Origin of the sequence: Acinetobacter sp. 10FS3-1, assembly GCF_013343215.1 — a bacterium.
Taxonomy (GTDB): Bacteria; Pseudomonadota; Gammaproteobacteria; order Pseudomonadales; family Moraxellaceae; genus Acinetobacter; species Acinetobacter lwoffii_C.
Genome location: NZ_CP039143.1, coordinates 2,092,128 through 2,105,877, shown reverse-complemented (window position 1 = coordinate 2,105,877; position 13,750 = coordinate 2,092,128). Strand labels below are relative to the sequence as shown.

12 protein-coding genes are annotated in these 13,750 nt (G+C 44.1%); 8 read left to right on the top strand and 4 right to left on the bottom strand.

What is annotated here, in order from left to right; translation table 11 throughout:
* Positions 1-6: 6 nt before the first annotated feature.
* Positions 7-573: a PilZ domain-containing protein gene (locus tag E5Y90_RS09905; RefSeq protein WP_151203507.1), complete on the bottom strand. Its 567-nt coding sequence runs from the start codon at positions 571-573 to the stop codon at positions 7-9.
* Between the two features lie 25 nt (positions 574-598).
* On the opposite strand from E5Y90_RS09905, the gene E5Y90_RS09900 reads away from it, so the two are divergent.
* The 3 genes from E5Y90_RS09900 to E5Y90_RS09890 all read left to right on the top strand — a co-directional run bounded on the left by E5Y90_RS09900 (position 599) and on the right by E5Y90_RS09890 (position 5,042).
* The gene (locus E5Y90_RS09900) at positions 599-1,834 is read left to right on the top strand and encodes a lipoprotein-releasing ABC transporter permease subunit (RefSeq protein ID WP_151203509.1); all 1,236 of its coding nucleotides are present in this window, start codon (positions 599-601) and stop codon (positions 1,832-1,834) included.
* The gene (gene lolD / locus E5Y90_RS09895) at positions 1,827-2,510 is read left to right on the top strand and encodes a lipoprotein-releasing ABC transporter ATP-binding protein LolD (RefSeq protein WP_151203511.1); all 684 of its coding nucleotides are present in this window, start codon (positions 1,827-1,829) and stop codon (positions 2,508-2,510) included. Before E5Y90_RS09900 ends, lolD begins: the two co-directional genes overlap by 8 nt.
* Positions 2,511-2,594: 84 nt before the next feature.
* Positions 2,595-5,042, top strand: coding sequence for a DNA internalization-related competence protein ComEC/Rec2 (locus tag E5Y90_RS09890; RefSeq protein ID WP_174660135.1), 2,448 nt, complete (start codon positions 2,595-2,597; stop codon positions 5,040-5,042).
* 8 nt (positions 5,043-5,050) lie between these two features.
* On the opposite strand, the gene E5Y90_RS09885 is transcribed toward E5Y90_RS09890, so the two are convergent.
* Entirely contained in the window at positions 5,051-6,019 is a 969-nt protein-coding gene (locus E5Y90_RS09885; RefSeq protein ID WP_174660134.1) for a lysophospholipid acyltransferase family protein, read from the bottom strand.
* Between the two features lie 125 nt (positions 6,020-6,144).
* Here E5Y90_RS09885 and sppA point away from each other — a divergent pair, with 125 nt between their 5' ends.
* Positions 6,145-7,167, top strand: coding sequence for a signal peptide peptidase SppA (gene sppA / locus E5Y90_RS09880; RefSeq protein ID WP_174660133.1), 1,023 nt, complete (start codon positions 6,145-6,147; stop codon positions 7,165-7,167).
* Positions 7,164-7,958, top strand: a complete 795-nt coding sequence (locus E5Y90_RS09875; RefSeq protein ID WP_174660132.1) for an alpha/beta fold hydrolase — start codon at positions 7,164-7,166, stop codon at positions 7,956-7,958. The genes sppA and E5Y90_RS09875 overlap by 4 nt, the downstream gene beginning before the upstream one ends.
* An 83-nt stretch (positions 7,959-8,041) precedes the next feature.
* Here the strand turns inward: E5Y90_RS09875 and purN are convergent, their stop codons facing one another.
* Positions 8,042-8,671: a phosphoribosylglycinamide formyltransferase gene (gene purN / locus E5Y90_RS09870; RefSeq protein ID WP_174660131.1), complete on the bottom strand. Its 630-nt coding sequence runs from the start codon at positions 8,669-8,671 to the stop codon at positions 8,042-8,044.
* A gap of 7 nt (positions 8,672-8,678) precedes the next feature.
* On the bottom strand, positions 8,679-9,749 hold the full coding sequence (purM, locus tag E5Y90_RS09865) for a phosphoribosylformylglycinamidine cyclo-ligase (protein WP_174660130.1): 1,071 nt from the start codon (positions 9,747-9,749) through the stop codon (positions 8,679-8,681).
* 135 nt (positions 9,750-9,884) lie between these two features.
* Here purM and cxpE point away from each other — a divergent pair, with 135 nt between their 5' ends.
* The 3 genes from cxpE (at position 9,885) to rbtA (ending at position 13,746) form a co-directional block, all read left to right on the top strand.
* Positions 9,885-11,105 (top strand): chloramphenicol efflux transporter CxpE, encoded by a 1,221-nt coding sequence (gene cxpE / locus E5Y90_RS09860; protein WP_174660129.1) that lies wholly within the window; start codon positions 9,885-9,887, stop codon positions 11,103-11,105.
* A gap of 15 nt (positions 11,106-11,120) precedes the next feature.
* Entirely contained in the window at positions 11,121-11,825 is a 705-nt protein-coding gene (hda, locus tag E5Y90_RS09855) for a DnaA regulatory inactivator Hda (protein ID WP_151205901.1), read from the top strand.
* A 121-nt stretch (positions 11,826-11,946) separates the two neighbouring features.
* A complete protein-coding gene (gene rbtA, locus E5Y90_RS09850) occupies positions 11,947-13,746 on the top strand; it encodes a rhombotarget A (protein WP_174660128.1) in 1,800 nt (599 codons plus the stop codon).
* The last annotated feature ends 4 nt before the right edge of the window (positions 13,747-13,750 follow it).

The following is a 13,750-nucleotide window of genomic DNA, read 5'->3' as shown; positions in this document are numbered from 1 at the left end:
TACATTTTACTGACTGAAATTGCTTTTGACCGACTCACCCAGCTTGACGCGATCCTGCGGATGTAAGGTAATAAAATAAGCTCCCGTCCGGTATTTGCCATTTTCTTCTTCACGGCTATAGGCCACCTGTGCGGTTGCCGCGATATGGAAAAAGTTCTCAGGATGGCTTAAGGTCACATGCAGATAAGTGCCTTCATTGATCAGATGGTTGCTAAAGAAGCTAAAACCGGTCTCCGAAAAGTTGACCTGTTCCGGTATAGGCAACAGGCTTTGTACAATGGCATCGTATAAAGAGCCAGTAATAAGGTTTAATTTTTGATTAAATAAGGATAATATTCGAGAAATTTGTTGATCTTTTTCAGACAATTGTTCTAATTCGTAGTTAACAGCATGATCAAATTGATCTAACTCGGCAAGTAGTAGAAAATAGCGAGGCAAGACAAAATTAGAGTCATAAGGGTCATTTAAGGCAACATCATCGGAAATAATCTGATAATTGATTCGTAAGGCAGCATCGATTCGAGACATGACGCGTCTTTCCGCGAATCCGCTTGGATGCTGGACATTTTCCATAATTTATTACCTCGGACTAGATGGTATGTTCAAACCAATCTCGCTGTATATAGGGTTGAAATATACTCGCGCACGGCGTAGTAACCACTTTATTTCTTTTATTGCACTGGTCTCAATGATCGGTCTCACACTCGGTGTAGCCGTCCTCATTACAGTGTTATCTGTGATGAATGGTTTTGATCGCGAGCTAAAAAACCGTGTCTTGGGAATGATACCTCAAGCAACTGTTTCTTCAACACAAATCTTAACAAATTGGCCTGAACTTGCAAACAAAATTGAACAGCATGAGCATGTTCAGGGGGTAGCACCATTTACCCAGTTACAAGGGATGCTGACCGCTCAGGGACAGGTCGCCGGAATTATGGTGACCGGGATTGAACCAGAATATGAAAAGAAGGTTTCGATCATTCAAAACCATATGGTTGAGGGCAGTATTGATCAGCTGAAAAAGGGTGAATTCGGGATTGTTTTAGGTAAGCAGATGGCCGATGCCATGGGGGTTGGCCTGAATGACAACATTACCCTGGTTTTACCTGAAGCCACACCTTCGCCGGCAGGAGTGGTGCCACGCTTTAAGCGTTTCAAGGTGGTTGGCCTTTTTAGTATTGGTGCCGAAGTAGACTCGATGATGGGCTATATCGCCCTGAATGATGCCTCGACCTTACTGCGTTTGCCAGATGGCGCGCAGGGGATACGCATGAAGCTGGATGATATTTTCGTTGCTCCGCAAGTATCGCAGGAAATTGCACGTGATTTGCCAGCTAATTTCTATGCCTCTGACTGGACCTATACCCACGGCAATCTATTCAGCGCGATCCAGATGGAAAAAGCCATGGTCAGTTTGCTTCTCTTTCTGATCGTTCTGGTGGCAGCTTTTAATATTGTGTCATCGCTGGTCATGGTGGTGACTGACAAGAAATCAGACATTGCGATTTTGCGGACCTTAGGTGCTTCACCTGCCACAATTACCAAAATCTTTATGGTGCAAGGTACCGTGATTGGAGTTATTGGTACGTGTGCTGGGGCAATTCTGGGCATTATTAGTGCGACCAGTATCAGCAGTTTTATTGGCTGGTTAAATACTGCATTCGGTTTAAATATGTTTGATGCTTACTTTATTAACTATTTACCTTCTTATCTGCGCTGGCAAGATGTGCTTGTAATTGTCGGTCTGTCACTGGCGCTAAGCTTTGTTGCTACCATTTATCCGGCTTTGCGAGCAGCGAAAATTCAACCGGCAGAGGCATTGCGTTATGAGTAATCTGATTTTAGATGCCCAGAGTATTCAGAAGTCTTTTACAGATGGAAAATCGACTGTTGAAGTAATTAAGGGAATTTCATTGCAGGTCCAAGCTGGTGAATTTGTGTCAATTGTTGGCTCCAGTGGTTCCGGTAAAAGCACCTTATTGCATGTACTGGGCGGGCTTGATCGCCCGACTGCCGGGCAGGTGATGGTCAATGGTCGCCGCTTTGATAATCTGTCCGAGGCAGAGCGTGGCTATATGCGAAATGAACATCTGGGCTTTGTTTACCAGTTTCATCATCTTCTTCCAGAGTTTACTGCACTGGAAAATGTGGCCATGCCCTTGATGCTACGCAAAGGAACCAGCTTTAAGGAAGCCAAACAGCAGGCTGAATATCTGCTGGAACGTGTCGGACTGTCTCATCGCCTGACGCATCAGCCTGGTGAGCTGTCAGGCGGGGAGCGCCAGCGTGTCGCATTGGCACGGGCTGTGGTGACTAAACCCAAGCTGTTGATGGCCGATGAACCGACTGGCAACCTAGATCGTAAAACAGCGGAAAAAATATTTGAACTGCTGACAGAGCTGCGTCGTGAATTTAATATGGCGATGCTGATCGTTACCCATGATGAACAGCTGGCACATGCAGCAGACCGAATTTTACATATGCAGGATGGTCTGTGGCTGGAGAACTAAATTACAAGAAAAATCTTCTTTAATTGAAGCCCACTCCGGTGGGCTTTATGATGGCCTGAAAACAATAACAAGATAGAATAATTCATGTTGCAGTGGCTGTGTGTGGGCTGGATTACAGGTCTGGCCTTTATGGGAAGAAATATTCTGAATATTCAGCTGAGTACTTCACTCATTATGCTGATTGCGGCATTTTGCTACCTGGGCTGCTCTATATTTAACCCGCTTTTGAATACACCGCTACGACGCTTTGTTATCGTGTGCCTGATGAGTATCATCGGCATGATGTTGGGGCAGGGCTATGCCAATCAGCAGCTTAGTCAGCGCCTCCTGAATGTTGAGCATAAAGTTCAGCAGAAAAAAGTTGTGGTCTATATCAAAAACCTGAATAAGCTGGGAAACAGCTCGATTCAGCAGCCTTTAGAAGTACTGATAACGCAAGGCGACGCTATAAAATGGATGGGGTTTTTAGCGCCATCTTCTCTAAAGAAAGCTGTGGATACTCAGAACACTCATGATTCTACGCTTGAGTTGGGGCATTATTATTTGTTACAGGGAGAAGTTCGACCAACCCACAGTTATGCAACACCGGGAGCTTTTGATGCAGAAAAATGGGCTTTAGAGCAGAATGTGATGGCTGGTTTTCGGATCCAGAATATTCAGCAACTCGATCCTGCTGCTGTATATGCACTGGGCTATGGCAGGCATCTTCGGGAACAAAGAACATTTCAATCGCGCTTTTTACTCTGGGTGGAAAAGCAGCGACTGCAATTAAGAGCATTTATCCTTAGACAACCTGTGCAAAATAAAGGCCTGTTACTGGCCTTGTTAACGGGCGATGAGAGTTTACTGGAACCCGCCACACAAGAGCAGTTCCGGCGTTTTGGAATGAGTCACCTATTGGCTATCTCTGGCCCGCATGTACTGATTTTTGCCTTGATGTGCTGTTCAGCTTTGCAGTGGATGGTGTCAAGATATTCACCTCTGCTTTATTTGCGTTGGCCGCGTCAGTATTTTTTAAGTGTGCCTTTCCTGCTCTGTGTTTTACTTTATTGTGCCTTTGTGGGCTTTGAAGTGCCCGCAATGCGAACTATGCTGATCTGTGTACTTGGAATCATCACGATGATCTTGAGACAGCAAGTCCAAGCTTTAAAACTGCTGATTTTAAGTGCGGCCTTATTACTCTTATTTGACCCTTTCAGTATTTTATCGGCCGCGTTTTGGCTGTCTTATGGCGCCTGTTTTGTCTTGCTCAGGATTTACCAGACGATTCAGCAACAACCGCGTGAACTCCAGCCCAGTACCTGGCAGCGCCTGTCTCTGGCAGGCAAAGTGCTGGTGGAGTCCCAATGGAAGATTTTTCTGGCCTTATTCCCTTTAATGATGCTGTTCTTTAAGCAGCTTGCCTGGATTACTCCCTTTAGTAATCTCGTCGCCATTCCCTGGATTGGCCTGTTGATTGTTCCTCTGGATATTCTGGCTGCGGTAGTGTTTTTTATTGCAGAGCCATTTTCAAGCGTGCTGTTTCAACTGAATGATCTTCTCTTGCAAATACTGCTGGCCTTTTTGAATGTACTGGATTACTGGTTCAAGCCGCAGCTCATTCCATTCGCCATGAATATCTGGATGATCGGCCTGATGATATTGGCCCTTCTGATTGTCTTTATGCCAAGAGGTGTATTGCCCAAATCCTGGGCTGCCTTAAGTTGTGTACCGCTTTGCATTCCGCAGTTTTATGCTGCACCTTTTCAATTATCGATACTTGATGTGGGGCAAGGGCAGGCGATTTTCATCCGGAATGGTCAGCACAGTATGATGGTGGATATGGGCGGATATTATGATAAAGAAAAATTTAGTGTTGGCCGGCAAATTATTATGCCTTTTTTATCGGTGCAAGGCGTAGCTCAGCTTGATCAACTGATATTGACCCATCTGGACCAGGATCATAGTGGAGCGTATTACAGTATTAAAAATCAGCTTAAAGTCAAAGAAATTTATGCCAACGAGACCCTTAAGGGTGATCAGTCTGTCCCATTTCAGTATTGTCATGCAGGTATGCAATGGCAATGGAGACAGCAAGTTAAGTTTACTGTTCTATCTCCTCCAATTCAGCATCTTTCACAAGCTGCTATAAATAAAAATGAAAATTCATGCGTATTACATATCGAAATACAGGGTGGGGCACCGTATCAGAATTTCTTGCTCATGGGTGATGCGGGATGGCAAACAGAATTCTATCTGCTGCAGCATTATCCGGCGCTCAAAGTGGATGTGCTTGTGTTGGGGCATCATGGAAGCAAGCATAGTTCAGCCTATGAATTTCTGAAACATTACCAGCCTAAACTTGCGATTGCTTCTGCGGGGCGTTTTAATCGTTATGGGCATCCCAGTGGTATGACCCAAGCTCGATTGGACGCCCTGGCGATTCCTCTGATTACGACTATTGAAAAAGGCACAATTGAATTTTCAAAACAGGAGCAGAATATGTTAGTACACGCCTACCGTGACAAATTTTCCTGGCTTAAGCGGAATTAAACCCAGATTTAAATAGGTGCAATAAGTTTATTTTGTTGTTGAGCTGCTGTTCTGATCTGCTGGACTTTGGCCAAGGCTTGTTGATGCTCCATGGTATACAATCCGCGTAATTCTGGATTGGCCTTGAAGCGTTTATAACTCCAGTGATAATGCTCAGGATAGCGCCGTATCAGGTTTTCAAGAGTTTTAAAAATGACCTGTGTCCCATAATTTGCATCATTTTCATAGATCTGCTCGTCCATCGCTTCGATATGCATATCGAAGCCGCCATTGTCATTACGTAAAGCGTATAAAAACAAGGCTTCGGCTTTGGTTTTTTGAATAAGCTTGGCACTTAAATTGCTGGTAGCGAGCGGGATACCAAAATAAGGCAGATATTCCCCCCCGATACTTGGGGTATGATCCGGCAGAATAACAGTCGTCCCTCCTTGTCTAAGTGCCTTAAAGATTTGACGGACACCGGAGTCATTGGTCGGAACCAGATGAGCTTTTTCACGGCTACGTGCCAGATGTACAAAACGATCAACAGCTGGATTTTTAACTGGCTTATACATGATGGTCATTTGGGTATACTGGGCAAAATAGGCATTCATAATTTCCCAAGTCCCAAAATGCGGCACAATTAACACAAGTCCCTTATTTTCAGCTAAAGCCTGCTGAAAGATATCTTGACCATGAACCTGATGGATGCGGGATAGGTTTTTTTCGTTACTGGAACCCCAAATACTAAAGAACTCAAAATAAGACATCAGTTCATTACGGATGGCTGCGCGGGTAATTTGTTCCCGTTGCTCCTTGGAAAGCTCAGGCAGGCTGACTTCCAGATTTAATCGAATAGTATTGGAAGTTTTTGAAATTTTTAAAATATTGACCAAACCAGCCAGAGCCTGCGCAATCCAACGTGAAAATTGAATCGGCTGACGGCTAATAAACTTTAATACACTATAAGCAATATTCTGCGAGCTTCGTTCAGTCATTGAGTGTTAATAGGTAAAATGAAAGAAAATAAAATTTATTATAGGCGAAAACGTTTTGTTTAGACAGAATTACCTTATTCAGTGTATATAATGGGTTCAAGATAAATCAATTTATTGGGTTGTTTATGTCCGATTGGCCACCAAAACCTGAAAACCAAATACAACAGTCATCACAGCCAGTGCAACCCACTGGTCCGGAATGGAAGCTGCTGGAGAAAGCAGTTTTAGCTTCTGTAGAAGAACAGCGCCGTGCCCGTCGCTGGGGAATTTTTTTCAAATTTTTAACTTTTGCTTATCTGCTGATTATTATATTGGCACTCGGTAAAAGTTGTAGTGTAGCTTCTTCTGAGGCCGGCTCAGGCGCAGGTGTACATCTTGCAGTGGTCGACATTGTGGGCACGATTGCTGCTGACAAACAGAGTGTAAATAGCAACAATACGATTAAATCACTTAAAAAAGCCTATGAAAATAAACAGAGTAAGGCGGTGGTGCTGAATATTAACTCGCCAGGCGGTTCACCGGTGCAATCGGATGAAATCTGGCAGGAAATCCAGTATCTGAAAAAGCAGCATCCGGAGAAAAAACTGTATGCAGTGATTGGAGATACCGGTGCATCTGGTGCATATTATATTGCTTCGGCAGCCGATGAAATCATTGTGAATCCATCCAGTCTGGTGGGTTCAATTGGCGTGATTATGCCAAATTATGGCTTAAATGGTCTGTTACAGAAAATGGGAGTTGAAGACCGCACCATGACCTCTGGTGAAAATAAAGCTTTGCTCTCCATGACTCAGCCGGTAGATCCTGAGCAAAAAGCACATGTACAGGGTGTGCTGGATAATGTGCATAGTCATTTTATTCAGGCGGTAAAACAGGGCCGGGGCGACAAACTGAAATCAACTGATCCTGCCATATTCTCCGGTTTGTTCTGGACAGGTGAGCAGGCAGTAAAACTCGGTATTGCAGATCGTGTTGGTAGTCTGAACACATTAAAACGTGAATTGAAAACAGATAAAGCCTTGAACTATACCATCGAATATAGCCCATTTGAGTCAGTGCTTGGCCGTATGGGATCATCAATCGGTGAAGGAATTGCCACTTCGGTTGCCCAGAAACTCCAGTCAGAGAATCATACATCGCTGCAATGAAGCCTTTAATCCATTTTGCGCACGCCAATGGCGTGCCCTCCAAAGTCTATCAAAAGCTGTTCGATGCACTGCAACCGGACTTCGATATTATTTATGTTCAGGCTCTAGGCCCAGATAAACGTTATCCGGTAGACAATCACTGGCGGGGCCTGACTCAGCAAGTGACTGATAGTATTGTACGTCAGGCACATGGCAGGCCAGTGATCGGTTTAGGCCATTCTTTGGGTGCAGTATTGAGTTTTCAGGCAGCCTTAACACGTCCGGAACTGTTTTCTCAAGTGATTATGCTGGATCCACCCTTGATAATGGGTAAAGAAGTATTGGCATTACATGCTGCAAAAATACTGCGTTTAAAGGCGCTGGATCAAATGTCACCGGCTGGTTTATCCAAACGCCGTCGTGATCATTGGGACTCGCGTGAACAGGCGGCTGAGCTACTTCGTCCCAAAGGTTTTTATCGAGATTTTGATGCAGACTGTTTTCAGGCATATATTGATCATGGTCTCAGCATTGATCCAGTGCGGGGCGGTGTAGAGCTGACTATTCCGAAGATGGATGAAGTCGAGATCTTCAGGACCAATCCATCACTTTGGTGGCTGCCTCAGTCTAAACCTCAAGTTCCGGTGAAAGTGCTGGTGGCTGAAAAAGGCCCTTTTCTCGAGCGTCGATTCCCTCAACAGATTGAGAAAAAATTCGGTATTCCCTTTGAGATATTCCCCGGTGGACATATGTTTCCTCTGGAGCAGCCTTTAAAAGTCGCAGAGAAAGTCAGACAGCTCATCCAGGGATAAGCTGGAATAATCTATCAGCTGGTTTTTCTAACAGAATAAATAAAAAACGCCTTCGAAAAGGCGTTTTTTATTTATTTGAAATTTTAAAACTTGCAGAATTGAACCGGTTCATGCATCAATTTACCGTGGTAATAGACCCCAGTATCAGCAGGCTGAAGGGTTCCGCTACAGATCCATTCCACCACTTGTGGGTAGATCAGATGTTCCAGCTTATGAACTCGCTCTGCCAGGGTTGTGGCATTGTCCTGATGACTGACTCTAAGTACACCCTGAGCCAGTGCCTGACCGGCATCTAGCTCGGCAGTCACATAATGCACAGTACAGCCATGCAATATATCTCCGGTATTTAATACACGTTGATGCGTATGCATACCTTTGTAATGCGGTAGGAGAGAAGGGTGAATGTTCAGCATTTTCCCTTCCCAGGCTTTTACAAATTTTTTACTTAAAATTCGCATAAAGCCTGCAAGTACGATCAGGTCCGCCTCCCAGTCCAGAAGCTGCTGATGCATAACCTCATCAAATGCTTCACGGCTTGGATACTGCTTGTGTTCAATCACCGCAGTTGCAATTTTTGCTTGTTGTGCACGCGTTAAGGCATATGCTTCAGGTTTGTTGGAAAGTACCCCGACAATTTTCCCTGACAGATCTGCATCAATCAGGGCTTGCAGGTTTGATCCATTTCCTGAAACAAGAACAGCGATTTTAATCATCTAGGGCTTAAGCGAAAACTACACGAATTTTTTCGTCAGCATCTGCAACAGACTCAGCATTTTCGACAATATGACCCATCGCCCATGCTTTTTCGCCGAAGCTATTTAGAAGCTCTATGGTTTGATCTGCAGCAGCTGCATCAACAACCAGTACCATACCAACACCACAGTTGAATGTGCGGTACATTTCAAACTGTTCTACACCACCTTCGTGTTGTAACAGTTTGAACAGCTCTGGCCATTCCCATGACGATTCATTCACTACCGCTTGTGCACCATTTGGCAATACGCGTGGCAGGTTACCTGGTAAACCACCACCGGTAATGTGTGCCATTGCATGCACATCAACGTGTTTTAACAGTTCAAGAATAGATTTTACATAGATACGGGTTGGTTCCATTGCCACATCGGCAAGTGGACGGCCATCTACGATTTGATTCAGATCAACATTTTTTACGTCAAGAATTTTACGAAGCAGAGAGTAACCATTTGAATGGGCGCCTGAAGAAGCCACACCAATCAATACATCACCCGCTTTTACTTTTGAGCCATCAATAATTTTGCTTTGCTCAACCACACCCACACAGAAACCTGCAAGATCGTAATCTTCACCTTCATACATGCCTGGCATTTCAGCAGTTTCACCGCCTACCAATGCACAGCCGGCAAGTTCACAGCCTTTACCGATACCAGTGACGACATTGGCAGCAACATCGACATTCAACTGGCCAGTGGCATAATAATCAAGGAAAAACAGTGGCTCTGCGCCACATACCAGAAGATCGTTTACACACATGGCCACCAGATCTTGACCAATCGTGTCATGACGGTTCAAGTTCAGGGCTAAACGTAATTTTGTACCAACACCATCTGTGCCAGATACGAGAACAGGTTCTTCATAACCTTTAGGGATTTTACAAAGTGCACCAAAGCCGCCTAGACCGCCCATCACTTCAGGACGGGAAGTACGCTTTGCGACAGTTTTGATTCGGTCGACTAACGCGTCGCCCGCTTCAATATCGACACCTGCATCTTTGTAGCTTAAACCAGTGTTTGGGGTAGAAGTTGAGTTGCTCATAATGAAGTCTCCGCATTCGCGGCAGGGATTATAACCCGAATATGCAAAACTCTTATGGTATTTGTGGCTTAAAATGCTATCTTTGTGGAAATATTTTACTTTTTATAATGATTAATAGAGAAAAGGTCAAAATTTATGATAGATCGCACATTGCGTCGCGTGTTTATCCTAGCTGCGATAGCTTTATTGCTGTGGATGTTGTATTTACTGAAACCTGTTGTTATTCCATTTGTTGCGGCATTTTTGATAGCTTATCTGTTAAGTCCGCTGGTCGATAAGTTTCATGATGCCGGACTACCGCGCTGGCTTTCAATCAGTATCGTGTTTATTGGAATTGGTATCCTGGTGACCCTGGCCATTTGGTATCTGATTCCATTAATCTGGCAGCAGCTGATGTATGCACGTGACAACATCCCGGCGATAATTGGATGGATCAATTCAAGCTTTTTACCCTGGTTGTCGAATACCTTTAATATGGTTGAAATGGAAGTCGATACGAACCAGATTTCCACTGTGGTCATGGACTATATACAGACCCATTATAGTGCAGATAGTATCCAGGCCTTTGTACTGCGTTTGGCTCAATCCGGGATTAACTTTTTACAGATTGGCGGGATGATTGTTCTGATTCCTATTATTGCCTTCTATTTCCTGCTGGATTGGGACCGTATGCTGGAAAGCTTGCGCCGCTTGATCCCGCGTCCTTATGAAAAAAGTACCTTGAAGATCGTATCTGAGTGCCATAATGTTTTGGGGGCTTTTGTCAAAGGACAGTTCCTGGTCATGGTTTTATTAGGAATTGTTTATGCAGTCGGTTTGCAACTGATTGGACTTGAAGTGGGCCTGATTATTGGCATGGTGGCAGGTCTGGCCAGTATTATTCCTTATCTGGGTTTTGCTGTCGGGATCATTGCAGCGGTGGTCGCGACCTTCTTGCAGTTTGGGATTGACTGGTGGCAGCTGGTTTTGGTCGGTGTGGTGTTTATGGTGGGGCAGGCCGTAGAGGGGTATGTGTTACAGCCTTTCTTGCTCGGGGATAAAATTGGTTTATCGCCAGTTGCTGTGGTGTTTGCGGTATTGGCAGGTGCGCAACTGGCCGGCTTTCTAGGGATGCTGATCGCCTTGCCGGTTGCTGCCGTAATTGTGGTGTTATTGCGACATATACGGGAGTATTATGAACATACAGAATTTTATGGTTATAAAACCCGGGTGATCAGAGATGCTTCGACAGGGTCGATCAGTGTTGAGACTGCAGACGTAGACGTTGATATTGAAATGAAAAAGCCAGAAGCAAAATCACTGCAGGCTGATGAAAAATCCAGTAAGATGGATGCCTCTTTTAATAAAGACTCATAAGGCCATTAATATTATATGCGTCAATTGCAGTTAGATATAGAACCTCAACTCGATGCCCGAATCAGTGATTTTTCGGGTCCGGGCTGGGGGCATGTCATTGATGCCATTCGACAGTTACATGCTGGATTAATTAACCGTTTTTATGTATATGGTGGGGCAGGTACAGGTAAAAGCCATTTACTGTCTGCGATTTGTGACTCTTATCTGGAGATCGGTAAGTCGGCCATTCAAGTCTCTTTATTAGAGCTGCTAGATGCACCCACTGAAGCCATTACCTCTCTGGACCGTTTTGATCTGATTGCGCTGGATGATATTGAAGCCATCAGTGGCGTACCGCATTGGCAACGCGCCGTTTTTCATTTGATTAATTATAATAATGAAGGGGGCGGTCAGCTGGTGTTTTCATCGCGTTTCGCGCCTATTGAATTAAAACTGGAACTACCAGATCTGCAATCTCGTCTGACCCAGGCGGTCAGTGTTCGAGTACCCAATGGTAGTCTGTATGCTGACCGTTATGCACTGGTCTCTTCGGTTCTGGATCGTCGCGGGATACATCTCGATCCACAAATTTTTGATTATTTACTTAACTACGGATCTCATCAAACCTCGGTATTATTGCAGACCCTGGAGCAGATTATCCAGCTATTAAAAGGAGAAAAGTTAAAGGTAAGTCATGCCAATTTAAGACAGATTTATGCATTAATTGACGAATATCGATAAGTTATAAAAAATCTTGAGTAATTACTCAGTCTATGCCAAAGTAAGGCAAAATTATTCGCTGTTGCACGGATTATGCAACTCTAGAAAAAAAACAAATAAATAAAAAACTAAGGAGAAGGTTATGCTCAAGAGGGGCATAGGCGTGGCTTTGCTATGTATAGCAGGGCAGGCATATGGTGCAGATATTGTTGTAACCACTACAGAAGATATTGAAAAAGACGACAAGGAATGTTCCCTTCGAGAAGCCATTGAATATATTAACCGAGAGGCAGGCAAAGAAGGCTACCTGGGATGTGGAGGAGAGAACTCTACAACCACCATTTTATTAAAAGCAAACAACACCTATGTCCTGAATAAGCACATTCCGGTTAAAAAATCCCTGACTATTCGATCCGTTGCTGAAAATGATGGAAACTGGAGCTCTACCGAGCAGGTGCGGGGCAGGGAAAATGCCCGTATTCAGATGAAAGGTACAGATAACCTGTTCCGGATTGCTAACAATGAAAATTGGATTACTGCTACTTTAAAAGAGCTAGACCTAGAAGGCTGTGGAGCGGCCAGTTGTGCTGAGGAAGGGGGCTTGATCTATAACCAAGGTAGATTAAGCCTGGAGCACAGCCGTTTGTTTAAAGGCGCGGCTATAAAAGGAGGCGCAATTTATAGTGCTGGTCAGTTTGGTGACAATCTGATGAGCAGTGTAATTATCAAAAATAGCCTGATTGAGAATAACAAAGCACAACAAGGGGGCATTCTTTATACAAAGTTGCCATTTTTCTTTATCACGCAAAGTGTACTAAGAGACAATCAAACCTCAAATCTGAGTAGTGCCAATATTTATACAGCTGGTCAGGTCGCTGATCTTGAAACTATTGAACGAAAAAATGCAGAAATGAGCAGCAGTACGCTACTTAAAAACAGCGGAGTGCTCATTAATGTAGTGGATGGAATGGGACTAAATAACCTGACCATTGTCGATAATGCAGATACAGCCTTACGTTTGGAAGCGCCGCATGCTAAAGCTTATGTAGCCAATAGTATTATCTTGAAAAATGGTGTACAGGATTGTCAGATTACCGCTACAGATAAAACAACTGTTCAAAATAATCTAGTAGGGAGTTGTGGAACCGGAGAAGCCCGTTATCCAAACCAGATCTGGACTGGAACCCATCTATTTGCAGAAAAAATGAATCAGAGTGAAGGCGTTTGTCAAAATTTCAGAGAAAATACAACAGCAATTTTATGCCCTTATAGCATACCAAAAGACCAGTTCTTAGGGTATATACGGCCGCGTATTTTGTTGAGTCATGCGGTGGTAGAAGACTCGCCTATCGTAAATAAAGGCCTGCCTTCGAATAAGATAGATAGTGAAGTGATTGGCTGTGCAGAAGCTGACCAGCGGACTAATAACCGTTTGATGGATAACCAGTTTTGTGACCGCGGTGCCATTGAAGTGATTGTTCCAACCTCTATGAGTCTGGTCGGCCAGGATTTGCTGAAAGGTGAGGTGGCCAAATTTTCAATACAGCCCTATCTTGGCGATAGTGACCTCTTGCCTAAAGAACAATGCAGCATTTTGGTAGGCCCACATGCATCAGGACAAAGCTGGCAAGATGGATGTTTGAGAATTGTACAAACCAAAACAGAATCAAAAGGTAAAACCACCATTGATCTTGAAGGGAATGTGACTTATACCCCGGACTCTGGTTGGCATGGCGCAGATATTTTTGAAATTCAGGTCGTGACGTCTTCTACACGCTTTAATAAATCCAAGCCTTATCTGGTTTTGAGTACACAGATTGTGCAAGAGCCTAAAAATGAAATACAAGACAAGTCAGTTAAAACTTCTGGAGGCGCGTGGGGTTTTGGTGGACTAATTGCTTTGTTGGGATTAATAGGATTACAACGTTCTCTGAAAGATTAAGGAA